This window comes from Streptomyces sp. NPDC107500, from assembly GCF_055582785.1.
Genome location: NZ_JBVJPF010000002.1, coordinates 966,693 through 991,154 on the forward strand (window position 1 = coordinate 966,693; position 24,462 = coordinate 991,154).

Consider the following 24,462-nt stretch of genomic DNA (forward strand, 5'->3'; position numbering starts at 1 on the left):
AGTCTATACGACCCTCTGAATTTCTATACAGGCGCGCGCTCCACCGGGCAGCTCATGCAGCGCGGGCCGCCCCTGCCCCGACCCAGCTCGCTGCCGGGGATCTCGATCACCTCGATGCCCCGCTTGCGCAGGTGGGTGTTGGTGGTGGCGTTCCGTTCGTAGGCGACCACGACCCCCGGCTCGACGGCCAGCACGTTGCAGCCGTCGTCCCACTGCTCGCGTTCGGCGGCGTGGACGTCCTGGGTCGCGGTCAGGACCCGGATCTCGCCCAGCCCGAGCGCGGCGGCCATCGCGCGGTGCATGTGCTCCGGCGGATGGTCGGTGACCTTCAGGTCCTTCTCCCCCGCCCCCGGCTCGATGGTGTAGGAGCGGAGCATGCCGAGACCGGCGTACTGGGTGAAGGTGTCGCCGTCGACCATCGTCATCACCGTGTCCAGGTGCATGAAGGCACGCCGCTTGGGCATGTCGAGGGCCACGATGGTGCGGGCCGAGCCCGCGGCGAACAGCTTGTGGGCGAGCATCTCGACGGCCTGGGGCGTGGTCCGCTCGCTCATGCCGATGAGCACCGCGCCGTCGCCGATCACGAGGACGTCGCCGCCCTCGATGGTGGAGGGGTAGTCGGCCTGCCCCTCGGACCACAGGTGGAAGGTCTCGTCCCGGAACAGCGGGTGGTGCCGGTAGATCGCCTCGAAGTGGACCGTCTCACGCTGCCGGGCGGGCCAGCGCATGGCGTTGATGGAGACGCCGTCGTAGATCCAGGCGGAGGTGTCCCGGGTGAAGAGGTGGTTGGGCAGCGGGCCGAGCAGGAAGTCGTCCAGCTCCATGGCGTGGAAGCGCACGGAGGTCGGCTCCGGGTGCGCGTCGAGGAACTCCCGTTTGGTCATGCCGCCGACCAGTACCTCGGCGAGTTCGTGGGCGGGCAGGTTCTCGAAGGCGGCCCGGAGATGGTCCGTGGCCAGCACTCCGTACTCCTTCTCGTCGAAGACCCGGTCCAGGACGAGCCGGCGGGCCGCCGGGACGTCGAGGGTCTCCGTGAGCAGGTCGCCGAAGAGGTGGACGGCGACCCCGCGGTCGCGGAGCACGTCCGCGAACCCGTCGTGCTCGGCGCGCGCCCGGCGCACCCAGAGCACGTCGTCGAAGAGAAGGGCGTCCTTGTTGCTGGGGGTGAGCCTTTTGAGCTCGAGATCCGGCCGGTGCAGGATGACGCGGCTGAGCCGCCCGGCTTCGGATGCGACGTGGAATCCCATGTCTCCATCCTGACCATTCGGGCGCGCGTTCACCCCCTGCTTTCACGTGCCCGTGGCCACGAGTGCGCCCTCCCGGTGCACCCGTGCGACGTCGGTGTGCCCCGGGGTCCTCGCGTAGACCAGAGAGAGGGCCGGAGCGCCCGGCCACGTGTCAGGGGGGAGACCGGGTGAGTCCCGATTCGATGATCGCCCATTTCGTGGGTGCCTCGGCGCTGATCCTGGTGGCCGCGCACGCCGGCGGCTGGCTGGCCCGGCGGCTGCGCCAGCCCTACATCGTGGGACAGCTGGCGGCGGGGATCGCCCTCGGCCCGTCCCTGCTCGGCAGTCTGGCGCCCGACGCGTACGCCGCCCTGTTCCCGGCGGCGATCGGCCCGGCGCTGACCGGCTTCGCGCAGTTCGCCCTCGTGGTGTTCCTGTTCGCGGTGGGCTACGAGCTGGACCTGAAGGTCCTCGGCGACCGGGCGCGCACCTCGCTGCTGGTGGCCCTGGCCTCCTTCGCGGTGCCGATGGCCGTGGGGTGCGGCACCGCGCTGCTGTTCCGGGACGCGCTGCACGACCTGGGCATGGAGCGGGACCCGTCGGTCGCCACGGTGCTCTTCGCGGGGATCGCCCTGTCGATAACGGCGGTGCCGGTGCTGACCGCGATCGTGCGGGAGAACGGGCTGTCGCGTTCGGTGCCGGGGGTGGTGGCGGTCTCGGCGGCCGGGGTGCTGGACGCGGTCTGCTGGACGGTACTCGCGGCCGCGCTGCTGGACAGCGGTGCGGGTGACGCGACGCTCGGCTGGCCCTGGCGGGCGGCGCTCGCCGTCGGCTTCGTCACCGTGATGGCGCTCGCCGCCCGGCCGGTACTGCGCCGGCTGCTGTGGCGCACCCGCCTGGAGCCGTCGCTGCGGCTGGCGCTGCTGATCGGGTTCGCGCTCGGGTCGGCCTGGGTGACGCACTCCCTGGGGCTGCACGTGATCTTCGGGGCGCTGCTCGCCGGGGTGGTGGTCCCGCGCGAGGAGGCCGGCACGCTCGACCCCGATCTGCTGCGGCCGCTGCACGAGGTCGGTTCCCTGCTGCTGCCGTTCTTCTTCGTGCTCTCGGGGCAGTCCGTGGCCCTGAACAGCATGACCGGCACGGGCTGGGCGGCCCTGCTGGTGGTGACGGTGCTGGCGGTCGCGACGAAGATCGGCAGCGGGACGGTGGCGGCCCGGCTGGGCGGACTGGACCGGCACGAGGCGCGCACGGTCGGGGTCCTGCTCAGCGCCCGGGGCCTCACCGAGCTGATCGCCCTCAACGCCGGCCTGGAGGCGGGGCTGCTGAGCGGCCCGCTCTACACGGTCCTGGTCTTCATGGCGCTGACCACCACGCTGCTGACCCAGCCGTTCCTGCTGCTGACCCGCCGCCTGGCCGACCGGGACCGCCGCGCGGCCCCGGTCCCGGACAGCGCCGTGAAGCCGTCCGCGGGGTGACGCGGCGGTGTCGCCGCGTCACCCGGTTCACAGTCGCGGGTCCACCGGCTCCGACTCCAGCGCCAGCACCCCGAACACCGCCTCGTGCACCCGCCACAGCGGCTCGCCGTCCGCGAGGCGGTCCAGGGCCTCCAGGCCGAGGGCGTACTCGCGGATCGCCAGGGACCGCTTGTGGCCCAGGAACCGTCCGCGCAGGCGGGTGAGGTTGTCGGGGCGGGTGTACTCGGGGCCGTAGATGATCCGCAGGTACTCGCGGCCGCGGCACTTGACGCCGGGCTGGACCAGGCGCCCTCGCGGGTCCCGCACCAGGGCGCCGACCGGCTTGACCACCATGCCCTCACCGCCCCGGCCGGTCATCTCCAGCCACCAGTCGACGCCGGCCGCGACCGACTCGGGGTCGCCGGTGTCGACGTACAGCCGCCGCGTGGTGTGCAGCAGGCCGGTGGTGTCGTGCTCGACGAGGCGGTCGATGAGGGCGAGCTGCTCGTCGTGCGGCAGGGCCGCGAGGCTGCGGCCCTGGGCGGCGAGGATCTGGAACGGGGCGAGACGGACGCCGTCCAGGCCGTCGGTGGTCCAGCAGTAGCGGCGGTAGGCGTCCGTGAACGCGGCGGCGTCGGCGGACCGTTCGCGCTGGCGGGCGAGGAGGCCGGCGACCTCGACGCCGCGCGCGGCGGCACCCTCCAGCGCGGCGAGCGCGCCGGGGAACACCGCGCCGGAGGCGGCGCCCACGGCGGCGTACTGGGAGCGCAGCAGCCCGGAGGCCTTCAGGGACCAGGGCATCAGCTCGGCGTCGAGGAGCAGCCAGTCGGTGGACAGTTCGTCCCAGAGTCCGGCCTCGCCGATCGCCGCGCGCAGCCGGTCCAGGATCGCCTCGGCCATGGTGGCGTCGTCGAAGAACGGGCGGCCGGTACGGGTGTAGAGGGAGCCCGTGGGTCCGTTGGGTCCGTCCACCCCGAAGCGGGCGCGGGCGGCGTCGGCGTCCCGGCACACCAGCGCCACCGCCCGCGAACCCATGTGCTTCTCCTCGCACACGACCCGTGCCACCCCGTCCGCCGCGTACTGCGCGAACACCTCCTCCGGGTGCTCCAGGTAGCCCTCCACCGACGAGGTGGCGGTCGGTGCCATGGTCGGCGGGAGGTACGGCAGCAGCCGGGGGTCGGTGGCGAAGCGGCTCATGACCTCAAGGGCCGCCGCGCCGTTCTCCTCGCGCACGGTGACCCGGCCCGCGTGCCGGGTCTCCACCACCCGGCGGCCCCGGACGTCGGCCAGGTCCAGCGGGCGTCCGTCCTGTCCGCCGGGGGCCTCGGTGCGCAGGGGCTTCGCCGGCTCGTACCAGACCCGCTGGGCCGGTACGTCGACCAGCTCGCGCTCCGGCCAGCGCAGCGCGGTCAGCTTGCCGCCGAAGACGGCACCCGTGTCGAGGCAGATGGTGTTGTTGAGCCAGGTGGCCTCCGGGACCGGAGTGTGGCCGTAGACCACGGCCGCGCGGCCCCGGTAGTCCTCGGCCCACGGGTAGCGCACCGGCAGCCCGAACTCGTCGGTCTCGCCGGTGGTCTCGCCGTACAGGGCGTGCGAGCGGACCCGGCCGGAGGTGCGGCCGTGGTACTTCTCCGGCAGACCGGCGTGGCAGACCACGAGCCGGCCGCCGTCGAGGACGTAGTGGCTGACCAGGCCGTCGATGAACTCCCTTACCTCGGCGCGGAACTCCTCGCTCTCGCCGTCCATCTGGGCGACGGTCTCGGCGAGTCCGTGGGTGTGCTGGACCTTGCGGCCCTTGAGGTGGCGGCCGTACTTGTTCTCGTGGTTGCCGGGGACGCACAGCGCGTTGCCCGACTTCACCATGGACATCACGCGGCGCAGGACGCCGGGGCTGTCCGGGCCGCGGTCGACCAGGTCGCCGACGAAGACGGCGGTGCGGCCCTCGGGGTGGACGCCGTCGGCGTAGCCCAGCCTGCCGAGCAGGGCGTCCAGTTCGGCGGCGCAGCCGTGGATGTCGCCGACGATGTCGAAGGGTCCGGTGAGGTGGGTGAGGTCGTTGAACCGCTTCTCGGTGACGACGGTGGCGTGCTCGGCCTCCGCCGCGCCGCGCAGGACGTGCACCTTGCGGAAGCCCTCGCGCTCCAGGTGGCGCAGGGAGCGGCGGAGTTCGCGGGTGTGGCGCTGGATGACCCGGCGGGGCATGTCGGCGCGGTCGGTGCGGGTGGCGTTGCGCTCGGCGCACACCTGCTCGGGGACGTCGAGGACGATCGCGATGGGCAGCACGTCGTGCCGCTTGGCCAGGTCGATCAGCTGACGGCGGGCGTCCTGCTGCACGTTGGTGGCGTCGACGACGGTGCGGCGGCCGGCCGCGAGCCGCTTGCCGGCGATGTAGTGCAGGACGTCGAAGGCGTCCCGGCTGGCGCTCTGGTCGTTCTCGTCGTCGGCGACCAGGCCGCGGCAGAAGTCGGAGGAGATGACCTCGGTGGGCTTGAAGTGGCGCCGGGCGAAGGTGGACTTGCCGGAGCCGGAGGCGCCGATCAGCACGACGAGGGAGAGGTCGGTGACGGGGAGGCTCCGGGTCCTCGCGGTGGTGTCGGTGGTCCCGGGGGTGTCCTTGGTGGTCATGCGGCCTTCACCTCCTTCTCGGTCGGGGTCCTGGTGCTGAAGACGGCCATCTGGGTGGGCGGTCCCACCTCGGGGTCGTCGGGACCGACGGGGCGGAACCCGACGTCGTATCCGTGCCGTTCGGCGACCGTCTCCGCCCAGGTCCGGAACTCCTCCCGGGTCCACTCGAAGCGGTGGTCGCGGTGGCGGACGTGGCCGGCCGGGAGGGTCTCCCAGCGCACGTTGTACTCGACGTTCGGCGTGGTGACGACGACGGTGCGGGGGCGGGCCGCGCCGAAGACCGCGTACTCCAGGGCGGGCAGCCTCGGCGGGTCGAGGTGCTCGATCACCTCGCTGAGCACGGCGGCGTCGTAGCCCACCAGCCTCTTGTCGGTGTAGGCGAGGGAGCCCTGGAGGAGTTTCACGCGCGCGGCCTGCCGCTCACCCATACGGTCCAGCCCCAGCCGCCGGGAGGCGATGGTGAGCGCGCGCACCGACACGTCCACGCCGGTGATCTCGGTGAACCGCGGCTCCTTGAGCAGTTCGCGCACCAGGTGGCCCTCGCCGCAGCCGAGGTCGAGGACGCGGGCGGCGGCGTGGTCGCGGAGCGCGGTGAGGACGGCCTCGCGGCGGTGCACGGCGAGCGGGGTCGGCCGGTCCTCCCGCTCGGTCTCGGCCGCGACGGCGTTGTCGATCTCCTCGACCTCGCTGTCGTCGGTCTCCGCCAGCCGGAGCAGTTCCAGTCGCTCCATCGCCTCGCGCGTCAGCGACCAGCGGCGGGACAGGTAGCGGCTGGTGATCAGCTTCTGCTCGGGATGGCCCGGCAGCCAGCCCTCGCCGGCCCGCAGCAGCTTGTCGACCTCGTCCGGCGAGACCCAGTAGTGCTTGGCGTCGTCGAGCACCGGCAGCAGGACGTACAGGTGGCGCAGGGCGTCGGAGAGGGTGCGGGTGCCGGACTCCAGGACCAGGCGGACGTAGCGCGAGTCGCCCCACTCGGGGAACTCGGTGTCCAGCGGCACGGCCTCGACGGTGACGTCCCAGCCGAGCGGCTCGAAGATGCGGCGGACGAGGCCGGGGCCGCCGCGGGCGGGCAGCGCCGGGATCTCGACGCGCAGCGGCAGCGGCTCGGCGGCACGCTCGGGGCGGGCCTTGCACACGCCGCGCATCGCGCTGGAGAAGACGTTGCTCAGGGCGACGGCGAGCAGGGAGGAGGCCGCGTAGGGGCGGTCGTTGACGTACTGCGCGAGGGCCGCGTCGGGGGCGCCGCCCCGGCCCTTGCCCTTGCCGCGCCTGACCAGCTTCACCGTGTCGACCTCCAGCAGCAGCGCCGCCGTGCAGCGGTGCTCCTCCGCCTCCGGGTAGAACACGTGGGCCGTGCCGAAGGAGGTGGCGAACGCCTGCGCGTTGTCGGGATGCTTGTGCAGCAGGAACCCGAGGTCGGTCGCGGGGTGTTCGGGGGTGCCGGTGGTGGTGATGGTCAGGAACATGGTGGGGGCCTCTCCGGCCGGTGGATGCTTACGAGACGCCGTACGCGCCGGAGCCCCCAGGGTGAGTGATCCCGGGGGCTCCGGCAGGACGACGGTCACACCATCGCACAGGGCCGGTGACCGGCGCCTTCGGTTATCGGGCGGGTGTCAGGGCGTCAGGACAGCTGCGCCTGGACCTGGGAGGAGATCAGCTCAAGGTGGTCCAGGTCGTCGAGGTCGAGGATCTGGAGGTAGATCCGCCGGGCGCCGACGGCGGCGTACCGGCCGATCTTGTCGACGACCTCGGCCGGGGAGCCGGCGAGGCCGTTGGCCTTCAGCTCGTCGACCTCGCGGCCGATCGCGGCGGCGCGGCGGGCGACCTCGGCGTCGTCCTTGCCGACGCAGGCGACCAGCGCGTTGGAGTAGGTGAGGGCGTCGGCCCCGCGGCCGGCCTCCTCGGCGGCGGCCCGCACCCGGCCGAACTGCCGCTCGGTGTCCTCGACGGAGGCGAACGGCATGTTGAACTCGTCGGCGTACTGGCCGGCCAGGCGCGGGGTGCGGGTGGCCCCGTGTCCGCCGATGAGCACGGGCACCTTCGGCTGCGCGGGCTTGGGCAGCGCGGGCGAGTCGGTGAGGTCGTAGAACTTGCCGTGGAAGTCGAAGGTCTTGCCGGTCTCGGTGGCCCACAGACCGGTGATGACGGCCAGTTGCTCCTCCAGGCGGCCGAGCTTCTCCTTCGGGAAGGGGATGCCGTACGCCTTGTGCTCCTCCTCGAACCAGCCGGCGCCCAGGCCCAGCTCGACCCGGCCGCCCGACATCTGGTCCACCTGCGCGACCTGGATGGCGAGGACGCCGGGCAGCCGGAAGGTGCCGGCGGTCATGAGGGTGCCGAGGCGGATGCGCTTGGTCTCCCGGGCGAGGCCCGCCAGGGTGATCCAGGCGTCGGTGGGGCCGGGCAGGCCGTCCGAGGAGCCCATGCGGAGATAGTGGTCCGAGCGGAAGAAGGCGTCGAAGCCGAGGTCCTCGGTGGCCTTGGCGACGGCGAGCAAGGTGTCGTAGGTGGCCCCCTGCTGGGGCTCGGTGAAGATACGGAGATCCATGCGTTCCATCCTGCCTGTTCGGCGCGGGTGCGCCGGACAGGCTCTCCCGGCGTCAGCCGGCCTCCCGCTCCGGCAACCCGGCGTCGCGGTCGGTGAGTTTGCGCAGCATCTCCAGGACCCGGTCGCGTGATTCGTCCGCCGCGTCGATCGCCTCCACGCACTGCCAGTAGGTGGCCTCGTCGTCGGCGGCGCAGGCTATGCCCACCAGGGCTATGCCGGTCTCGCCGAGCAGGGTGCCCAGGCGCATCAGGGCCTGGCGGGCGTCGCCCAGCTCGGTGAGCTGTGCGGCGCGCAGTTCGCCCGGGGCCAGGTCCGGGGTGTGCAGGACTCCGCAGCCGCGGCCCGCCAGTTCGGTCAGGCCGATGGCCTCGCCGCGCAGTTCCGGTGGGCCGTGGACGGCCAGCCGGCTGCCGATCGCCTGGGCGAGGGCCTGCACCTGCCACACCTCGGTCAGGACGTCCGGCACCTCTCCGCCGGCGGCCAGGGCACGCCCACTGGTCACGATGAGCCGCACAGCGTCCATGCGCTGCCCCCGTCTGTTTGCGACGCGCGCGCGGCGCGTCCGCCCGAACTCCGTCACTCACTACCCAGAGTGAAGGCGTGTGGGGCGAAAAGCCAGAGGAAGGCGGAAATCTTCGGACAACATCTCGATAACTGGCCGGATTTTGACTTCGGAGAGTGATAACGGAGTGGTCGACTCCTCCGTACTCGGCCGTCCTGCCGCTCAGTCGTCCCGCGGGTCCGGCACGGGGAACCGCGACTCGTTCCGCTCGATCTTCGCCTCCAGCGCGGCCAGCGGATCGACGCCCAGCACCTCGCAGAACTGGAGCAGATAGGCCAGGACGTCGGCGACCTCGTCCCGGACGCGGTGCGCGGTGTCCGGGTCGGCCATGACGGCGGCCGACTGCTCGGGCGTCAGCCACTGGAAGATCTCGACGAGTTCGCCGGCCTCCACGCTGAGCGCCGCGACGAGGTTCTTGGGCGTGTGGTACGGCTGCCAGTGCCGGGCGGCGGCGAACTCGGCGAGCCTGCGCTGGAGTACGGCGAGGTCCTGGGGGTGATCGGTCACGGGTCCAGGTGTACCACCGTGACGCCGTCCGCCCCCGCCGCCCACGAGGCGTCGGCGACCGCCCCGACGAGGCGGATGTGGCCGCGGTCGCACATCCGCGCCGCCAGCCGCAGGAGTTCGGCGCGCTGGCGCACGTCCAGGCCGCGGTCGAAGCCGTCGGCGAGGACGGTGAGCGTCTGAAGGGCGGCGGGGACCTCGCCGGCCGGGTCGACCTCCAGCACCCCGGGTCCGGTGAACAGCACCAGCGCGAGGGCGAGGTAGCGCAGTTCGCCGTAGCCGAGCCGGGCCAGGCCGGTGCGCACCCCGTCGCCCCGGTCCAGCAGGGCGCGGACCACGCCCCCGACGGCGAGTTCGGCCAGTACGTCCGTGACGGGGCCCGCGCAGCCGGTGCGGACCGCGGCGACGAACTGCGCGTGCCGCCGGCCGCATTCGGTGCGGGTGCGCCACAGCACGTCGGCGAGGTTGTCGCAGCCGCCCAGCAGGCGTCCGGAGCCGGTCGGCACGGGCTCCCGCATCCGGCCGGGCCTGGGGTCGCAGGCGAAGACGGAGCGCAGCGCGACCACCATCTGCTCGGCGGCCGCCAGCACCCTGCGCTGTCCGTCCGTCTTGCCGGCCACCCGCAGCGGCAGCAGCGGGGTGCCGAGCCGGTCGTCGGGCAGTGGCGCGCGGGTCACCGGCGCCGAACCGGCCGTGTGCCAGGCGGCCTGCACGGCACGCCGGCCGGGGTCGCGCAGGGCCGTCTCCAGCAGCACGACGCCGTCCGCCGACAGCCGCTCCCCCACGACGCGCAGTTCGGGCTCCGCCTGCACGGCGACGTCCAGGTGGACCGGGCCCTCGGCGCCGTCGGCCGTGCAGCCGATGCGGAAGCCCCGGCGCCGCTGGGCGTCGGGCCGGGCCCGTTCGGGCACGCAGGCGACGGGGTCGGGGAACACGGCGCCGAGTTCCGCCCCGCCGCCGAGCCGGGCCAGGGCGTCGTAGGCCCTGAGCGCGGTGGTCTTGCCGCAGCCGCTGGGCCCGGCGAGCAGGGTGAGCGGCCCGAGCCGCAGCACCGCGCGCCGGTGCCCGGCGAAGGCGGAAAGCCGCAGCTCCGTGACGCGGGGGCGGCCGGGGAGCGGTGCGACGGACGCCGCCGACGCGAATGACGCTGCCATATGCGGACCGTAGGACTCCGGCGCAGGGCGAACCGTTTTGCCCCCGGTGCGTTCCTACGATCGGGGGACGGCGCCGTCAGAACGGGACGGCGCCGTCACACCCCGGGGACCCCGACGGCGTCCTCCATCAGTCCGTTGACCTCGGTCCCCGCCGGGCTCAGCAGGAAGACGTTGCGGTCGACCCGGTGCATCCCGCTGGCCAGTCCGAAGACGACGCCGGTGCTGAAGTCGAGGACCCGCTTGGCGACATCGCCCTCGGCGCCGGTCAGGTCCAGCAGGACGGGGATGCCCGCCATCAGCGTCTCGGCGACCTCGCGCGCGTCCGCGAACACGTTGACCCACAGCACCACGAAGCGGCGGCGCCGCTCGGTCGCGGCCTCGGGCATCGCCCGGTGACCGACCGCCGAGGGCCAGGCGTCGCGTCCGCGCAAAGGAACGACCTGGGCGAGCCCCTCCCACTGCTCATCGGTGACGTCGTGGCTGTTCACCGGCTCCCCCGCATTCCACTCGCCGTTATTGCGTGCACCAGCCAATTCTTACGTCAAGTCACCCGTTCGGCCCAACTGCGACACGGTCCGCGGGGCTCATACCCGCGACGTGGCGTCCTGACGGCCGGCCAGGGCCCAGATGACGAACACGTCGATCGCCATCACGATCACCGACCAGACGGGCGCGTACGGCAGGAACAGGAACTGGGCGACCAGGCTCAGCGAGGCGATGACGATGCCCGCGACCCGCGCCCAGGCCATGTCCTTCAACAGGCCGTACCCGGTGACGAGGACGAGGGCGCCGAGGACGACGTGGACGACGCCCCACCCGGTGAGGCTCATCTCGTAGACGTACGTGCCGATGCGGGCGTACACGTCGTCCTCGGCGATGGCCGCGATGCCCTGGAGGACGGCGAGGGCTCCGTTCAGCACCAGCAGAACGCCCGCGAAGACGACGCCGCCGGCCGCCCAGCCGCCGGACCGCCCGTCCGAGCGCCGGGACCAGGTGCCGTCGCCTTGAGACGGGCGTCCGGGAGTGGGTTCGGCGTGCTGGCTCATGAGCGCGGTCCTTTCTGCGTGTCCCCCGTACGGGCCTCGGCCCGCCGGCCCTGCACGGCGCCGCCGGGTCGTTCCGAGCCTGCGGGGCGCCGGGCCCACCGGCCACGCGGGTCCGCCGTACGGGTGAACGGCTCGCCTACGTGCGCATGCGGCCGTGCGCCCCCTCGCGTTAACTGAGCCGCACCCGCGGGAGCGGACGAAGGAGGGCACGTGACGAGTCGGCCGGCGCCGGCGAACGCCGTCCCGGGCCGGGCCGAGCAGTCGCTGCGGCAGATGCTGCTGAGCCCCGGCTACCGGCGGCTGTTGCTGCTGTGCGTGCTGCTGGGGGTGCCGATCGCGCTGGCCTGCTTCTTCTTCGTCGGCCTCCAGCACCAGTTGCAGCACTGGGTGTGGACCTCGCTGCCCGAGGCGGCCGGTTACGACACCCCGCCCTGGTGGTGGCCGCTGCCCGCGCTGGTGCTGGCCGGGCTGATCCTCGCGCCGATCGTGACCCGGATGCCGGGCGCGGGCGGGCATCTGCCGGTGAACGGCCTGGGCGGGCCGCCCGTCGGACCCAAGGCGCTGCCGGGCGCGGTCCTGGCCGCGCTGGCGACGCTGCCCCTCGGTGTGGTGCTGGGTCCCGAGGCCCCGCTCATGGCGGTCGGCAGCGGACTCGCGCTGCTGGCGGTGCGGCGGCGGGCGGGAGCGGGCGGCGACCAGCGGGCCGGGGCGATCCTCGCGACGGCCGGCTCCACCGCCGCCATCTCCACCATCCTCGGCGGTCCGGTGGCCGCGGCCGTCCTGCTCATCGAGGGCGCGGGGCTGGCCGGGGCGCAGATGGTGGTCCTGCTGCTGCCCTGTCTGCTGGCCAGCGCCACCGGCTCGCTGGTCTTCACCGGCTTCGGTCAGTGGACCGGACTGAAGATCGGCGCGCTCGCCCTGCCCGACCTGCCGCCGGCCGCCAACCCGGACGCGGGCGACTTCCTGTGGGGCATCCCGACGGCGGCGCTGATCGCCGTACTGATCACGCTGGCCCGTGAGCTGGGGCACCGCACCGTCTCGTGGACGCGCCGGCACACGGCCGTGCGCACGGTCGCCTGCGCCACCGCGGTCGGGGTGTGCGTCGCCGCGTACGCGCTGATCACCGGCCGCTCCCCGGCCGAGGCGGCACTCTCCGGGCAGGCCGCGCTCGCCCAGCTCGCGGCCGACCCGCACGCCTGGCCGGTGGGCGCGCTGATCGCCCTGGTCGCGTGCAAGGGGCTGGCCTGGGGCATCGCGCTGGGCAGCCTGCGCGGCGGTCCGATCTTCCCGTCCGTGCTGCTGGGCACGGCGACGGCGATGGCCTGTTCCGGGCTGCCCGGCTTCGGCGTGACCCCCGCGCTCGCCCTCGGCATCGCCGCCGCGGCGGCCGCCGTGACGGGGCTGCCGCTGTCCAGCGCGGTCCTCGCGGTACTGCTGACGGGCGGGGACGCGTACGACCAGATGCCGCTGATCGTCACCGCGTCGGTGGTCTCCTTCGTCGTCTCCCAGCTCGTGCGCCGGACGGAACCGGAGGCGGCCCACGCCCCGACGACGGGAACGACCGGGTGACGGAGCGCCGCACCGTACGGACCCGTTCCGCCTGGCGCGCCGCCCGGCCCTGGGCCGTACGCGTCTGCGTCGCGGTGGCCGTGGTGGTGGCCTACTTCCTGCTCCCCCTCGACCATCTGGGGCCGCACCGGCCGGTGCTGAGCTGGGTGCTGTGCGCTCTGCTGCTGGCCGTCGTGGCCGCGCTGCTGCTCCGGCAGATCCACCACGTCCTCGTGGACCGGCCCGAGACCAAGCCCGGCATGGTCATCACCCTGCTCATCATCCTGTCCGTGCACATCTTCTCGGCCACGTACTACGCCCTGGCCAAGGAGCCGGGCGAGTTCACCGGCCTGCACACCCGTGTCGACGCGCTCTACTTCACGGTGGTCACCCTCGCCACGGTCGGGTACGGGGACATCACGCCCAGCGGGCAGTCCGCCCGGATCGTGACGATGCTCCAGATCGCCTACAGCTTCGTCTTCCTCACCGCCGCCGCGACCGCGCTCAGCACGCGGGCGCGCGCGATGGTGGTGCGGCGCACGGAACGGGACCGGACCGGCTGAGGGCGACGTCTCCGCAGCCCAGGGCCGGTCGTCCGGATACCCGCCGGCCGGGGCCCGCTTGTCACCGCACCGGTGGGAGCACTACTGTCGCCACGCCTTGGTGAACGGGAAATCCGGTGTGATGCCGGTGCGGCCCTCGCCACTGTGAATCGGGAAGTCCGGCTCCGGCCCCTCGTGGGCAGCCACTGGATCCTTGTGATCCGGGAAGGCGTTGCCCGGACTGCGTTACCCGTCAGCCAGGAGACCGGCCAAGGCGCGTCGTCCATCCACGAGGTGCTGGAGAGGGTCTGCTGAGCCATGCACATAGCCGAGGGCTTTCTGCCACCGGCGCACGCGATCGCCTGGGGTGTCGCGTCCGCGCCGTTCGTCGTCCACGGAGTCCGGTCACTCACCCGTGAGGTCAGGGAGCACCCGGAGAGCACGCTGCTCCTCGGCGCCTCCGGTGCCTTCACGTTCGTCCTGTCGGCCCTGAAACTGCCCTCCGTCACCGGGAGCTGCTCCCATCCGACCGGCACCGGTCTGGGCGCCATCCTCTTCCGGCCGCCGATCATGGCGGTACTGGGCACCATCACCCTGCTCTTCCAGGCGCTGCTGCTCGCCCACGGCGGGCTGACCACGCTGGGCGCCAACGTCTTCTCGATGGCGATCGTCGGTCCCTGGGCCGGGTACGGCGTCTACCGGCTGCTGCGCCGTTACGACGTGCCGCTGATGGTCGCCGTGTTCTTCGCCGCCTTCGTCGCCGACCTGTCCACCTACTGCGTGACCAGCGTGCAGCTGGCGCTGGCCTTCCCGGACCCGAGCAGCGGATTCACCGGCGCCCTCGGCAAGTTCGGTTCCATCTTCGCCGTCACGCAGATCCCGCTCGCGGTCAGCGAGGGCCTGCTCACGGTGATCGTGATGCGGCTGCTGGTGCAGTCCAGCAAGGGCGAACTGACCCGGCTGGGCGTACTGCTGACCCGGTCCGGCAAGACCCCGTCCGACGAGCAGGAGGCGGTGGCCCGATGACCCGCAACGCGAAGATCAACGCCCTGCTGCTGCTCGCCGTGGCCGCGCTCGCGGTGCTGCCGCTGGTGCTGGGGCTCGGCGACCACAAGGAGGAGCCGTTCGCCGGCGCGGACGCGGAGGCGGAGACGGCGATCACGGAGATCGAGCCGGACTACGAGCCGTGGTTCTCGCCGCTGTACGAACCGCCGTCCGGGGAGATCGAGTCGGCGCTGTTCGCGGTGCAGGCCGCGCTCGGCGCGGGCGTGCTGGCGTACTACTTCGGTGTGCGCCGAGGCCGGCGGCAGGGCGAGGAGCGCGCGGCGGCGGCACTGCGGGACACCCCCGAAGGGGACTGAGTGCTGCCGATCGACGCGGCGGCCCACAGCAGCCGGTGGCGCCGCCGCCACCCCGTGGACAAGGCCGTGCTCGGTCTCGGCCTGACCGTGCTCGCGATCTCGCTGCCGCCCTGGCCGGGCGCGGCGCTGGTGCTGGTGACGGCGCTTGCGGTGCTGCTCGGCCCGGCGGGGGTGCCCGGACGGCGGCTGTGGCGGGCGTACCGGGTGCCGTTGGGCTTCTGTGTGACGGGCGCGCTGCCGCTGCTCGTCCAGGTCGGGGGCGCGGACGGGTTTCTGACGGTGGCGCAGGGCGGGCCGGTGCGCGCCGGTGAGCTGCTGCTGCGGACCTCGGCGGCCTCGCTCGGGGTGCTGCTGTTCGCGTTCACCACGCCGATGTCGGACCTGCTGCCCCGGCTGGTGCGGGCGGGGGTGCCCGCGCCGGTCGTGGACGTGGCGCTGGTGACGTACCGGATGAGTTTCCTGCTGCTGGACTCGGTGCGCCGCATCCGGGAGGCGCAGGCGGCGCGGCTCGGGCACACCACCCGGGCCGCGACCTGGCGTTCGCTGGGCGGGCTCGGCGCCACGGCCTTCGTGCGGGCCTTCGACCGGGCGGCGCGGCTCCAGTCCGGGCTCGCGGGCCGCGGCTACGACGGCACCCTGCGGGTCCTGGTGCCCGAGGCCCGCGTCTCCGTGGCCTTCACGGCGGCGAGCGGCGCGCTGCTGGCGGCACTGGCCGCCCTCACCCTCGTACTGGAAGGGCCGTTGTCGTGAAGGGAACGAGCGAGGCCACGGCTCAGGCGCTGGTCGCCCTGCGGGGTGCGGCCTTCGCCTACGAGGAGGGCCCGGACGTGCTGGCCGGGCTGGACTTCTCGGTGCGCGAGGGTCGGGCGCTGGCGATCCTCGGCCGCAACGGCAGCGGCAAGACCACGCTGATGCGGCTGCTGAGCGGCGGACTGAGGCCGCGTGCGGGGACGTTGACGCTCGGCGGGAAGCCGGTGGCGTACGACCGCAAGGGGCTGACCCGGCTGCGGACCACGGTGCAGTTGGTGGTGCAGGACCCGGACGACCAGCTCTTCGCGGCGTCGGTGGGGCAGGACGTGTCCTTCGGTCCGTTGAACCTGGGCCTGCCGGACGCGGAGGTCCGGTCCCGGGTCGACGAGGCGCTCGCCGCGCTGGACATCGGGGCGCTGGCCGACCGGCCGACCCATCTGCTGTCCTACGGGCAGCGCAAGCGGACGGCGATCGCGGGGGCGGTCGCGATGCGGCCCCGGGTGCTGATCCTGGACGAGCCGACCGCCGGGCTCGATCCGGACGGCCAGGAGCGGCTGCTCGCCACGCTGGACCGGCTCCGCGCGGGCGGCACCACGGTGGTGATGGCCACTCATGACGTCGACCTCGCCCTGCGCTGGTCGGACGATGCCGCGCTGCTCACCCCGGACGGTGTGCGCACCGGTCCGACGGCCGCGACGCTGGCCCGCACGGATCTGCTGCGGCAGGCGGGGCTGCGGTTGCCGTGGGGCGTCGCGGCGGCCGGACTGCTGCGGGCGCGGGGCCTGTTGCCGGAGTCGGGGGCCGGACCGCGCACTCCGGAGGAGCTGGCCGCCCTGGCCGACTGACGCGTGCGCCGGCCGGGGCGGCCCTGGTTCACCGCGCGGAGTCGGTGTGCTCCGGTTCGGGGTTGGCAGCCGTCGGCTCGCCCTCGGGGCGGTCCTCGGCGCCGCCGCGGCGGCGGCCCGGCAGGACGGCGAGGACGATCAGCGTGCCGGCGGCCATGATGATGCCGCCGACGAGGCTGGTCGACGAGACGCCGTGAGCGAAGGCCCGGTCGACGGCGTCGGTGAGGGCCCGCGCCTGCTCGGGGCCGGCGGCCGGGTCGGTGGCGAGACGCTGGGCGACGGCGAGTCCGCCGCCCACGGAGTCCTGGGCGGTGTTCAGCGCGGCGGCCGGCAGGCGGTCGCCCACCAGGCTCGCCAGTTCGTCGCGGTAGGCGGTGCCGAGGAGGGAGCCGAGGACGGCGATGCCCAGCGAGCCGCCGAGTTCGAGCGCGGTGTCGTTGGCGCCGCCGCCGACGCCCAGTTCGTCCTCCGGGAAGGTGCCCATGATGGTGTCGGTGGCCGGGGAGACGCTGAGGCCGATCGCGAGGCCGAGGAGCAGCATCGGGGCGAGGAAGTCGGCGTAGGTGGAGTCCTGGTCGATCAGGACCAGCAGGAAGACACCGGCCGTGCCGATCGCCATGCCGGAGCCGACCATGGCCTTCACGCCCAGCTTCGGGGTGAGCCGCCCGGTCACCGCGGCGCCGACGAACACGGCGCCGGCCAGCGGCAGCAGCCGTACGCCCGTCTCCAGCGCGCCGTAGCCGAGGACGAACTGGAGGAACTGCGTGGCGTAGTAGATGGCGCCGTAGGTGCCGAAGAAGAAGAACAGCACGGCCAGCATCGAGCCGCTGAAGGGCCGCAGCAGGAACCGGCGCACGTCCAGCATGGGGTGCGGATGGCGCAGCTCCCAGGCGACGAAGGCCGGCAGGCCGACGCCCGCCACGACGGCGGCGGTGACCGGGCCGGCACCCCAGCCGAAGTGCGGGCCCTCGATGGTCGCGTAGACCAGGGAACCGACGGAGACGATGGAGAGCAGACCGCCCACGTAGTCGATCCGGCCCATGCCGGCCGCCTTGGACGGCGGCACGAGGAGCAGCGCGCCGACGACGGCGAGGACCGCGATGGGGACGTTGACCAGGAAGGTCGAACCCCAGGCGTGGTCCTCCAGGAGCCAGCCGGCGACCAGCGGGCCGACCGCGATGGCGAGTCCGGAGGTGGCGGTCCAGGCGGTGATGGCGCGGGTCCGCTCGCCCTTGGGGAAGACCGCGACCAGCAGCGACAGGGTGGCCGGCATGACGACGGCGGCACCCACGCCCATGACCGCGCGGGCCGCGATGACGAGCCCCGTCTCCTCGACCAGGCTGCCCATCACCGAGCCGCCCGCGAAGATCACCAGTCCGGTGATCAGGGCGCCGCGGCGGCTGTACTTGTCGCCGATCGCGCCGAGCACCAGCATCAGCGCGGCGTACGGGACGGTGTAGCCGTCGATGACCCACTGCAGGTCGCTGCTGCTCAGGCCCAGGTCGGCGGTCATGTCCGGCGCGGCCACGATCAGGGACGTGTTGGCCATGACGACGATCAGCAGGCTCAGACACAGCACGAGGAGGGCCCACCAGCGCCGTGGGTAGGGCCCGTTCATCTTCTCGACGGGGGTGGTGGCCAGTAGGGGCATGGAGGGCTCCGGGAAAACGCGGGCAAGTTAATTGCCCATCGATGTGCAGACAAACGTCAGCGTAGTTTGTTGCACAGTGGTGTGCAAATATGACTGCTCCATGAGGCCGAGGAGGCGGGAGGCGGCATGCGAAGGGGACGCGGCGCGAGCAGCGGAAGCGGTGGGACGAGCACCCGGGCCCGGATCCTGGGTGCGGCCGAGCGGCTGCTGGTCCGCGATCCCGACAGCAGCCTCGCGGAGGTCGCCGCGGCGGCCGGCGTGGCGCGCCGCACCGTCTACGGCCACTTCACCGGCCGGGACGCGCTGGTCGAAGGGCTGGTCGAGGAGGCCGCGCGGGCGGTACGGCATGCCCTCGCCGGACCGGACGCGCCCACCCCGGAGGACGACCCCACGACCGCGCTGGCCCGTTTCGTCCGCGCGCTCTGGCCGGTCGGCGACCGCTACGGCACGCTCATCGCACTCGCCCGCCGCCGGGGACTCGACCCCGATCCGGTGCGCGCCGTCCTCGGCCCCGCCCGTGACACGGTCACCGCGATCATCGTCCGCGGACAGCGGGCGGGCGCCTTCCACACCGGCGTTCCGGCGGGGGTGCTGGGGGCTGCCCTGGAGGCACACCTGCTGGCACTGCTGGGCTGCGCGCGGTCGGGAACCTGGGAGGACGACGGCACGGGGGCGGCGGTGGCCGCGCTGGTGGCGGCGGGGGTGGAGAGCGGGACCGCGACGGAGACGGCGCAAGCCGGACGCCTCTCCGTGGGACCGGGGCGCGACCGATGACCCGATCGACACGGGAGCGGCCGGCGATCCGCGCGCCGGGGAGGATCTCGGCGGGCGCAGACGGTGGCCTACGCGCCGGAGGCGGACTCTGCGGACTCGGGCCGATGACCTCCCACGGCGGAGGCGGACCCGGCGGGCGCAGGCGGTGGCCTACGCGTCGGAGGCGGGCTCCTCCGGTACCGGTGCCGGGTCGGCCTCCGCGACCACCGTGTGCGCGCGGCGCTGGGGCACGCCCGCCGCGATGAGCGTGGCGACGGCGGCCCGGGTGCCGTCGTCCTCCAGGGCCCCGGTGTTGACCTGCTCCAGGAGGGCGACGGTCATCGCCTCCAGCCCGGCGCTCAGCACGGCCGGCGGCAGATGCGCGGGGAAGACGCCGTCCCGCTGGCCGCGCTCCAGGATGGCGGTGACCTCGGCACGGGCCGGGGCGAGGATCTCGGCGACGCGCTCCACGCCCAGGTCGTGCCGGGCCAGCGCGAGGAGCATCCGGTAGCGGTCGCCCACGGGCCACATCAGCAGCACGAAGTGCGCGAGCGCCCGGTCGGCCGGTTCACCGGGCCCGACCCGCTCCGCCCCGGCGGCCATCGCGCCGCGCAGCACCTCGGACGCCTCCTCGGCGAGGGCCTCCAGGAGCGCCGCGCGTCCCGGGAAGTGGCCGAAGAGGGTGCGCCGTACGACTCCGGCGGCGCGGGCCAGTTCCTCCAGCGTGGTGTCCGGATTCCGCCCCAGCTCCCGGCGGGCCGTGGCCAGGATGCGTGCCCGGTTGGACCGCGCGTTGCGTCGCTGCGGCTCACGGGCGACGGGCTTGGACACGGCGACCTCGGGGCGGCGTTGCGGGGGCGGCGGGACGGTGGGGGTGACGGAGATTCCATTCTGGCACGTGGCGTGAACAGGGGCGTGGCCGCCGATCGTCAGCGCTCCTCGGCCGGCGCGGCGCGGTCACCGGAGGGCGTCTCGGCCTTCACGTACAGGATGTCGCGGGCCTGCTCGGCGGCGCGGGCGATGCCTTCGGAGACGAAGTCGAGGAACCGGGCGACGTTCTCCAGGCGGGCCCCGGCGGGAGTGCCGGAGCCGAGGACGCCGGCGCCCTGCCGCGCGGTCTCGACGATCTGGAGGGTGCTGCGGGCGCTGGCCATCATCGACTGGTACCAGATGTCGTCGTCGACGACGTAGCGCTCGCGGCGACGTTCGTCGCGCTCCCGCCGGACGAAGCCCTGGGCCTCGAGGAACGCCACGGCCTTGGACACGGACGCCGGACTGACCTGGAGACGCTCGACGAGTTCGGCGGCGGTGAGACTGCCCGAGTCGGTGATGGTGAGGCAGGCCATCACCCGGGACATCATCTTGGGCATACCGGACTGCATGAGGACGGTGGTGAAGACGTCCTCGAACTCCCGCACGGCCTCGGTGTCCCGCCCGTCGGCCACCGACGGTGCCTCGACCGCCCGGGGCGCGGGCCGCCTGCGGCGGTGGGCGCGGCGTTCGGTGGCCCGGTGGGCGAGGTCGGCGCGGTAGGCGGTGGGGCCGCCGTTGCGCATGATCTCGCGGGTGACGGTCGAGGTCGGGCGGTCGAGACGCCTGGCGATCTCCGCGTAGGCGAGGCCGTCGGCCACTCCCAGCGCGATCTGCTGACGTTCCTGCTCGGTGAGTCTGCCTCCGGGCATCGCGGCCTCCCTCGTGTTCCGTGGCGCGGTTGGAGCATAGCGTTCACGGTCATTTCATTGCAACGCCTCATCGAGCGGCTGTTGCAGCATCCCGCACCCCATTGCAACAGTTTAGCGCCCTGCACTGCGCACTACTCAGGCGAACGCAACGAGCAAAAGGCACGCTCCACAAACGCAACGTTACCTTTCCATCAGCAGAAACAACGAAGCCAAGGAGCGGAACTCCGCGGCCGCACCCGCGAAGAACCGGACCCTCGGCAACTCCGGCGCCCCGCACATCCGGGCGTCCACGTCCTACGGAGACATCGGCGCCCGGAGCCTGTGACGATGAGGTTGCGCGCTATCGCCCTGGACTGCCCTGATCCACCGGCCCCGGCGGCCTTCCACCAGGAGGCCGCCGGCCTCGAACCCCACCCGCCGGGGGCGGCCAGGCCGGAGCACCAGCCCAACGGGGGCTCTCCGCGAACAACCCGTTCGGCGGCGCCGCCGCGCCCCTCCAGTCCATGCGCGACCACGGCATCGCCAGCTCGTCCGGGGTGGTCACCTGACGGGGCGCCAACTGCTCGACGGCGGCGGCCTCGTGGTGGCCGGTGAACACCGTGTCGACGTACCGGTGACCGGTGTCGGCGGCGATGAACACGGTCGTCCGGGCAGGCTCGACGCGGCTCTCCCAACGGGCGGCGAGGTAGGCGGCGCCGGTGGACAGACCGGCGAAGACGGCGTGCCGGTGCAGCAGGTCGACGCTCCCCGCGCGGGCCGCGTCGAAGGCGAGCCAGTGGACGGTGTCGTACAGGTCGTGGCGCACGTTGCCGAACGGGATGGAGCTGCCGATCCCGGCGATGATGATCTCCGGATCCAGGACGTGCTCGCTGCCGAAGGTGACGCTTCCGTAGGGCTGGACGCCGACGAGCCGCACACCGGACGAACGCTTGCGCAGGTACTGGGCGAGCGCGCCGGTGGAGGCCCCGGAACCCACGCCGCCCACGAGGGTCAGCGCCCGTGTGCCGGTCTCGGCGTGGATCCGCTCGGCGACGGCCTCGTAGCCGAGGTAGTGGATGTCGTCGTGGTACTGGCGCATCCAGTGGTAGTCCGGGTGGTCGCGCAGGATCTCCCGTACCCGCGCGACCCGGCGGCTCTGGTCGAGCTTCAGGTTCGCGCTGGGTTCCATCTGCTCCAGGCGGGCGCCCAGTACGGCGAGTTGGGTGCGCAGGGTGTGGTCGACGGTGGTGGAGCCGACGATGTGGCAGCGCATGCCGTAGCGGTGGCAGGCCAGCGCGAGGGCGTAGGCGTAGATCCCGCTGGAGCTGTCCACGAGGGTGTCGCCGCGCCGTACCGCTCCGGTGTCGAGCAGGTGGCGTACGGCGGCCAGGGCGGAGACCACCTTCATCGTCTCAAACCGCAGGCAGACGAGTCCGTCGTCGAGACGTATCAGGTCCGGCCGGCCGATGGCTTCCGAGATGTGCGCGTCCACGGGAGGAGTCCTCACTCGGGGTCGGTTGGTGGCTGGTGGGGCTGTCGGGGCTCGGGTGGGTGGTGAAGACGCGGGTCGGCGTGATGCCCTCGCGTTCCAGATCCCGCGCGCAGCGGTGCAGCCGGGCGTTCAGGCCGGGGGCCCGGGGGTCGAAGAGGACGCCGGCCACGTTGCCGCTGTGGGCGACCTGCACGCCGACGGCGCCCGCCCGGTCCGCGATGCGGGTGAGGACAGGGAACTCCGCGTGCGCGAGGCGGCGTTGACCGAGGCGGGCGCTGGCGGTGGCGACCCGTCCCAGGAGGGCGGAGTCGCCGTCGGACACCGCCCGCCGCAGCATCCGGCGCAGGTGCTCGTAGGTGTCGAGGTCGCGGGCTTCGTAGGCGGGGGCGGGCAGGGCGAGGGTGTCCACGGGGGCGCCGCCGCCGAGGGCGCAGCCCAGCACGGCGGCGGGCGGAAGGGCGGGGCCCAGCGCTTCGAGGGTGCGGCCCTCGCGCTGGGCGAAGAGCAGCGGCGGGCCGGGCGCGAGCATCAGCGGATCGCTGGCGCCCTCGGCCCGGACGGCCAGCCCGGCGATGGTCCGCGGCGGCAGCCGTACGCCCCACGCGTCGGCGACCGCGCGCACGGTGGCGATGACGTCGCTCGTGGAGGAGCCCATGCCCAGCCCGACGGGGATGTCGCCGGTCAACGTCAGCACTCCGCCGCAGGTCGCCGCGGACAGCTGTGCGGCGCACTCCCGGAGCGCGAGGACGGCCGCCGCCCGCGCCTTGGTGCGTCCGGCGGGCGTCACGCGCACGTCGTCGGGCGGGGTGCCGGTCCGGGGCGTGAAGTGGGCGGTGCTGCCGGGCCCGTTCATCGGCAGGGTGACCAGCGCCTGGCAGGGACGCCCGCGCTCGTCCAGGAAGACGCCCTGGAGGATCTCGCCGTGGTGGCAGGCGGCGTGTCCGGTGCCGGCGCCGTCGCCCGGGCCCGCGTCGGTGGTGGCGCGTCGGGTGGTGGCCCGCGGGGCGGTCGCCGTCATGCGCCGTCCGCCGCCCGGTAGCGGTACAGCGTCGTGGGCTCCGCGCTGAACTGGGAGAAGGGGAAGGGCTCCGCGGACAGGGCCGTCACGCCCGCGCCGAGGAACGCGCGGGCCACGGCGCTGCCGGTCTGCGCGTAGACCACCAGCGGCACGTCCCGTTCGCGGCAGCGCGCCAGGACCGTGTCGAAGGTGCCGTTGCTGAGGGTCATGCCGGTGGCGATCACGGCCTCGGCGGTGTCGAGGACCTCGTGCATGTCGTCGGTGACCCGGTCGCCCCACTGGGTGGTGCGGAGGTTGAAGTCGCAGAGCAGGGGGGTGCCGCCGCGCTCGCGGATGGCGGCGACGAGCGGGTTGACGACGCCTATCAGCCCGACCCGCGCGCCGGGTCCGGTGTCCAGCAGTCCCGCGATGGCCGCGTCCCGGGCCCGCGCCCGGACCTCGGGCGTCCCGGCGGGCAGCACGACCGGTTCGGCCCCGGCCTCGCGGTGCGGGCGGGCTTCGGAGAGGTAGGCGTCGAGTGCGGCGATCTTCAGCGGGCGGGGCGCCTCGCGCAGCAGGGAGTCGAGGGGTGCGCCGGAGGCGTCGCGGCACAGGGACGGATCGACCTCGCCCGCCTCGAACGCACAGCCCCCGAAGGAGCCGCCCAGCCGGACGAGGACGTACTGGTTGAGGTACGTGGTGTCGCCGCCGGCCAGCCGCGTGCCGTGGTGGATCCAGAACACGCTGGTGGCCACGAGCCCGGCGGGACGCGGACCGAGTTCGCCCGCCAGGACGGCGGTCAGCAGGTCCTCGGTGTTCTTCATGCCCGCCCTCCGGCGCCGGGGACGTCACGGGTGAAGCGGAACAGGAAGGTCAGCACGCCGTCCCCCCAGTCGTGGAGGTACTCCGTCTCCGGGTGGAACCCGTGGTCCAGGGCGTGCCGGACGATGCCGCGCAGATCCGCGGTGTTGGAGGCGATGACGAAGATCTCGCCGCCGGGGGCGAGCAGGTCCCTCTCCGCGGCCTGGGCGAAGAACCTCGCCAGCAGCGACGCGCCCACGCAGACGTTGCGTACGACGTCGGGGTCGTCGCTGACGGTCCGGCTGACGGCGGGCGGGTTGAAGGTGACGACGTCCAGTCTCCGGCCGTCCGGTACGGCGTCGAAGAGGTCGCCGACCATCGGCAGGAAGGCGGTGTCCGGGCGCTCACCGACGATGCGCGCGTAGTGGCGGGCGGCGGCAACGACGCTCTCGGGATGGACGTCGACGGCGTGGATCTCCCGGGCACCGCGGTGGGCGGCGGCGACCGCCTCGACACCGAGGCCCACGCCCATGGCGGCGTAGCGGCGGTGCCGTGTCTCGATGCGGCCGTCGAGCAGCCGCTCGTGGATCAGGCGGCTGGTCCAGCCGGGTATGAAGACGCCGGGCGGGACGTCGAACGTCCAGCCGTTCCACTCGTAGGCACGGGTGGTGTGCAGGTCGCCCTTCGGCTGGTTGAGGGCGATGATCCGGTCGTCGGCCAAGGGCGGGGGCAGATGGTCCAGGAGGGCGGGTCCGGTTGCGGTCGGGTCCACGTGAGGCTCCTCGGGCTCGCGGGAAGGGGGTGGCGGGGTGCCGGCAGGAACACTAACGGAAATGATTGTCATTACGATAGTCTGCCTGGACGACGCCCGGCCGTCCGCTGTCATGCCTCGGCCCCACCGCCCAACTCCGCACCACCACCCGTACGTTCACCCCACCAGGACTG

At 73.4% G+C, this 24,462-nt stretch carries 24 protein-coding genes and 1 riboswitch; of the genes, 8 read left to right on the forward strand and 16 right to left on the reverse strand.

Annotation, left to right across the window (positions count from 1 at the left end; genetic code table 11):
* Positions 1-23: 23 nt before the first annotated feature.
* Positions 24-1,247, reverse strand: a complete 1,224-nt coding sequence (locus ACZ67M_RS10330; RefSeq protein WP_361364802.1) for an arginine deiminase — start codon at positions 1,245-1,247, stop codon at positions 24-26.
* 167 nt (positions 1,248-1,414) lie between these two features.
* Here ACZ67M_RS10330 and ACZ67M_RS10335 point away from each other — a divergent pair, with 167 nt between their 5' ends.
* Positions 1,415-2,701, forward strand: coding sequence for a cation:proton antiporter (locus tag ACZ67M_RS10335; protein ID WP_361364805.1), 1,287 nt, complete (start codon positions 1,415-1,417; stop codon positions 2,699-2,701).
* A 27-nt stretch (positions 2,702-2,728) separates the two neighbouring features.
* Here ACZ67M_RS10335 and ACZ67M_RS10340 read toward each other — a convergent pair whose 3' ends face one another.
* The 8 genes from ACZ67M_RS10340 to ACZ67M_RS10375 all read right to left on the reverse strand — a co-directional run bounded on the left by ACZ67M_RS10340 (position 2,729) and on the right by ACZ67M_RS10375 (position 11,116).
* Positions 2,729-5,305, reverse strand: a complete 2,577-nt coding sequence (locus ACZ67M_RS10340) for a polynucleotide kinase-phosphatase (protein WP_469850444.1) — start codon at positions 5,303-5,305, stop codon at positions 2,729-2,731.
* A complete protein-coding gene (locus ACZ67M_RS10345; RefSeq protein ID WP_469850445.1) occupies positions 5,302-6,771 on the reverse strand; it encodes a 3' terminal RNA ribose 2'-O-methyltransferase Hen1 in 1,470 nt (489 codons plus the stop codon). Before ACZ67M_RS10345 ends, ACZ67M_RS10340 begins: the two co-directional genes overlap by 4 nt.
* A 155-nt stretch (positions 6,772-6,926) precedes the next feature.
* Complete coding sequence (locus tag ACZ67M_RS10350; RefSeq protein WP_361364815.1) at positions 6,927-7,850, reverse strand: LLM class F420-dependent oxidoreductase; 924 nt, start codon at positions 7,848-7,850, stop codon at positions 6,927-6,929.
* Positions 7,851-7,902: 52 nt separating this feature from the next.
* Positions 7,903-8,373: a DUF6099 family protein gene (locus tag ACZ67M_RS10355; RefSeq protein ID WP_122618403.1), complete on the reverse strand. Its 471-nt coding sequence runs from the start codon at positions 8,371-8,373 to the stop codon at positions 7,903-7,905.
* Between the two features lie 201 nt (positions 8,374-8,574).
* Positions 8,575-8,919: a nucleotide pyrophosphohydrolase gene (locus ACZ67M_RS10360; protein ID WP_125493119.1), complete on the reverse strand. Its 345-nt coding sequence runs from the start codon at positions 8,917-8,919 to the stop codon at positions 8,575-8,577.
* The gene (locus tag ACZ67M_RS10365) at positions 8,916-10,070 is read right to left on the reverse strand and encodes an AAA family ATPase (protein WP_469850448.1); all 1,155 of its coding nucleotides are present in this window, start codon (positions 10,068-10,070) and stop codon (positions 8,916-8,918) included. Before ACZ67M_RS10365 ends, ACZ67M_RS10360 begins: the two co-directional genes overlap by 4 nt.
* A gap of 95 nt (positions 10,071-10,165) precedes the next feature.
* On the reverse strand, positions 10,166-10,558 hold the full coding sequence (locus tag ACZ67M_RS10370; protein ID WP_469850450.1) for a cell division protein SepF: 393 nt from the start codon (positions 10,556-10,558) through the stop codon (positions 10,166-10,168).
* A 96-nt stretch (positions 10,559-10,654) separates the two neighbouring features.
* Complete coding sequence (locus tag ACZ67M_RS10375; protein ID WP_469850452.1) at positions 10,655-11,116, reverse strand: DUF7144 family membrane protein; 462 nt, start codon at positions 11,114-11,116, stop codon at positions 10,655-10,657.
* Between the two features lie 273 nt (positions 11,117-11,389).
* Between ACZ67M_RS10375 and ACZ67M_RS10380 the strand changes: the two genes are divergently transcribed.
* From ACZ67M_RS10380 to ACZ67M_RS10405, 6 genes are all read left to right on the forward strand, one after another.
* A complete protein-coding gene (locus tag ACZ67M_RS10380; protein ID WP_385802578.1) occupies positions 11,390-12,685 on the forward strand; it encodes a chloride channel protein in 1,296 nt (431 codons plus the stop codon).
* Positions 12,682-13,227, forward strand: a complete 546-nt coding sequence (locus tag ACZ67M_RS10385) for a potassium channel family protein (protein ID WP_469850454.1) — start codon at positions 12,682-12,684, stop codon at positions 13,225-13,227. Before ACZ67M_RS10380 ends, ACZ67M_RS10385 begins: the two co-directional genes overlap by 4 nt.
* 81 nt (positions 13,228-13,308) lie before the next feature.
* Positions 13,309-13,494, forward strand: a riboswitch (cobalamin riboswitch).
* Between the two features lie 30 nt (positions 13,495-13,524).
* The gene (locus ACZ67M_RS10390) at positions 13,525-14,232 is read left to right on the forward strand and encodes an energy-coupling factor ABC transporter permease (protein ID WP_392012507.1); all 708 of its coding nucleotides are present in this window, start codon (positions 13,525-13,527) and stop codon (positions 14,230-14,232) included.
* A complete protein-coding gene (locus ACZ67M_RS10395; protein WP_125493123.1) occupies positions 14,229-14,567 on the forward strand; it encodes an energy-coupling factor ABC transporter substrate-binding protein in 339 nt (112 codons plus the stop codon). Before ACZ67M_RS10390 ends, ACZ67M_RS10395 begins: the two co-directional genes overlap by 4 nt.
* A complete protein-coding gene (gene cbiQ / locus ACZ67M_RS10400; protein ID WP_361364830.1) occupies positions 14,568-15,317 on the forward strand; it encodes a cobalt ECF transporter T component CbiQ in 750 nt (249 codons plus the stop codon).
* Positions 15,314-16,162 carry an ATP-binding cassette domain-containing protein gene (locus ACZ67M_RS10405; protein ID WP_469850456.1) on the forward strand — a complete coding sequence of 283 codons (849 nt, stop codon included), beginning with the start codon at positions 15,314-15,316 and terminating at the stop codon, positions 16,160-16,162. Before cbiQ ends, ACZ67M_RS10405 begins: the two co-directional genes overlap by 4 nt.
* 28 nt (positions 16,163-16,190) lie before the next feature.
* Here ACZ67M_RS10405 and ACZ67M_RS10410 read toward each other — a convergent pair whose 3' ends face one another.
* Positions 16,191-17,813 carry an MFS transporter gene (locus tag ACZ67M_RS10410; RefSeq protein WP_469850458.1) on the reverse strand — a complete coding sequence of 541 codons (1,623 nt, stop codon included), beginning with the start codon at positions 17,811-17,813 and terminating at the stop codon, positions 16,191-16,193.
* A 126-nt stretch (positions 17,814-17,939) separates the two neighbouring features.
* On the opposite strand from ACZ67M_RS10410, the gene ACZ67M_RS10415 reads away from it, so the two are divergent.
* Positions 17,940-18,587, forward strand: a complete 648-nt coding sequence (locus tag ACZ67M_RS10415) for a TetR/AcrR family transcriptional regulator (protein ID WP_467320362.1) — start codon at positions 17,940-17,942, stop codon at positions 18,585-18,587.
* A 150-nt stretch (positions 18,588-18,737) separates the two neighbouring features.
* Here the strand turns inward: ACZ67M_RS10415 and ACZ67M_RS10420 are convergent, their stop codons facing one another.
* The 6 genes from ACZ67M_RS10420 to ACZ67M_RS10445 all read right to left on the reverse strand — a co-directional run bounded on the left by ACZ67M_RS10420 (position 18,738) and on the right by ACZ67M_RS10445 (position 24,289).
* Positions 18,738-19,397 carry a TetR/AcrR family transcriptional regulator gene (locus ACZ67M_RS10420; RefSeq protein WP_385802527.1) on the reverse strand — a complete coding sequence of 220 codons (660 nt, stop codon included), beginning with the start codon at positions 19,395-19,397 and terminating at the stop codon, positions 18,738-18,740.
* A gap of 98 nt (positions 19,398-19,495) precedes the next feature.
* Positions 19,496-20,248: a GbsR/MarR family transcriptional regulator gene (locus ACZ67M_RS10425; protein ID WP_469850460.1), complete on the reverse strand. Its 753-nt coding sequence runs from the start codon at positions 20,246-20,248 to the stop codon at positions 19,496-19,498.
* A 340-nt stretch (positions 20,249-20,588) separates the two neighbouring features.
* Positions 20,589-21,719 carry a pyridoxal-phosphate dependent enzyme gene (locus ACZ67M_RS10430; protein ID WP_469850462.1) on the reverse strand — a complete coding sequence of 377 codons (1,131 nt, stop codon included), beginning with the start codon at positions 21,717-21,719 and terminating at the stop codon, positions 20,589-20,591.
* Positions 21,640-22,737, reverse strand: coding sequence for a GHMP family kinase ATP-binding protein (locus tag ACZ67M_RS10435; protein WP_392012530.1), 1,098 nt, complete (start codon positions 22,735-22,737; stop codon positions 21,640-21,642). Before ACZ67M_RS10435 ends, ACZ67M_RS10430 begins: the two co-directional genes overlap by 80 nt.
* A complete protein-coding gene (locus tag ACZ67M_RS10440) occupies positions 22,734-23,540 on the reverse strand; it encodes a Rossmann-like domain-containing protein (RefSeq protein ID WP_392012532.1) in 807 nt (268 codons plus the stop codon). The genes ACZ67M_RS10435 and ACZ67M_RS10440 overlap by 4 nt, the downstream gene beginning before the upstream one ends.
* Complete coding sequence (locus ACZ67M_RS10445; RefSeq protein ID WP_469850464.1) at positions 23,537-24,289, reverse strand: methyltransferase; 753 nt, start codon at positions 24,287-24,289, stop codon at positions 23,537-23,539. The genes ACZ67M_RS10440 and ACZ67M_RS10445 overlap by 4 nt, the downstream gene beginning before the upstream one ends.
* Positions 24,290-24,462 lie beyond the last annotated feature (173 nt).

Excerpts from the sequence above, each read along its gene's own strand:
- ACZ67M_RS10355 (WP_122618403.1), bottom strand. The coding sequence starts at position 8,373 with ATGGACGCTGTGCGGCTCATCGTGACCAGTGGGCGTGCCCTGGCCGCC.
- ACZ67M_RS10435 (WP_392012530.1), bottom strand. The coding sequence starts at position 22,737 with ATGACGGCGACCGCCCCGCGGGCCACCACCCGACGCGCCACCACCGAC.
- ACZ67M_RS10345 (WP_469850445.1), bottom strand. The coding sequence starts at position 6,771 with ATGTTCCTGACCATCACCACCACCGGCACCCCCGAACACCCCGCGACC.
- ACZ67M_RS10340 (WP_469850444.1), bottom strand. The coding sequence starts at position 5,305 with ATGACCACCAAGGACACCCCCGGGACCACCGACACCACCGCGAGGACC.
- ACZ67M_RS10440 (WP_392012532.1), bottom strand. The coding sequence starts at position 23,540 with ATGAAGAACACCGAGGACCTGCTGACCGCCGTCCTGGCGGGCGAACTC.
- ACZ67M_RS10390 (WP_392012507.1), top strand. The coding sequence starts at position 13,525 with ATGCACATAGCCGAGGGCTTTCTGCCACCGGCGCACGCGATCGCCTGG.
- ACZ67M_RS10350 (WP_361364815.1), bottom strand. The coding sequence starts at position 7,850 with ATGGATCTCCGTATCTTCACCGAGCCCCAGCAGGGGGCCACCTACGAC.
- ACZ67M_RS10395 (WP_125493123.1), top strand. The coding sequence starts at position 14,229 with ATGACCCGCAACGCGAAGATCAACGCCCTGCTGCTGCTCGCCGTGGCC.
- ACZ67M_RS10425 (WP_469850460.1), bottom strand. The coding sequence starts at position 20,248 with ATGCCCGGAGGCAGACTCACCGAGCAGGAACGTCAGCAGATCGCGCTG.
- ACZ67M_RS10380 (WP_385802578.1), top strand. The coding sequence starts at position 11,390 with ATGCTGCTGAGCCCCGGCTACCGGCGGCTGTTGCTGCTGTGCGTGCTG.
- ACZ67M_RS10415 (WP_467320362.1), top strand. The coding sequence starts at position 17,940 with ATGCGAAGGGGACGCGGCGCGAGCAGCGGAAGCGGTGGGACGAGCACC.
- ACZ67M_RS10375 (WP_469850452.1), bottom strand. The coding sequence starts at position 11,116 with ATGAGCCAGCACGCCGAACCCACTCCCGGACGCCCGTCTCAAGGCGAC.
- ACZ67M_RS10330 (WP_361364802.1), bottom strand. The coding sequence starts at position 1,247 with ATGGGATTCCACGTCGCATCCGAAGCCGGGCGGCTCAGCCGCGTCATC.
- ACZ67M_RS10410 (WP_469850458.1), bottom strand. The coding sequence starts at position 17,813 with ATGCCCCTACTGGCCACCACCCCCGTCGAGAAGATGAACGGGCCCTAC.
- ACZ67M_RS10365 (WP_469850448.1), bottom strand. The coding sequence starts at position 10,070 with ATGGCAGCGTCATTCGCGTCGGCGGCGTCCGTCGCACCGCTCCCCGGC.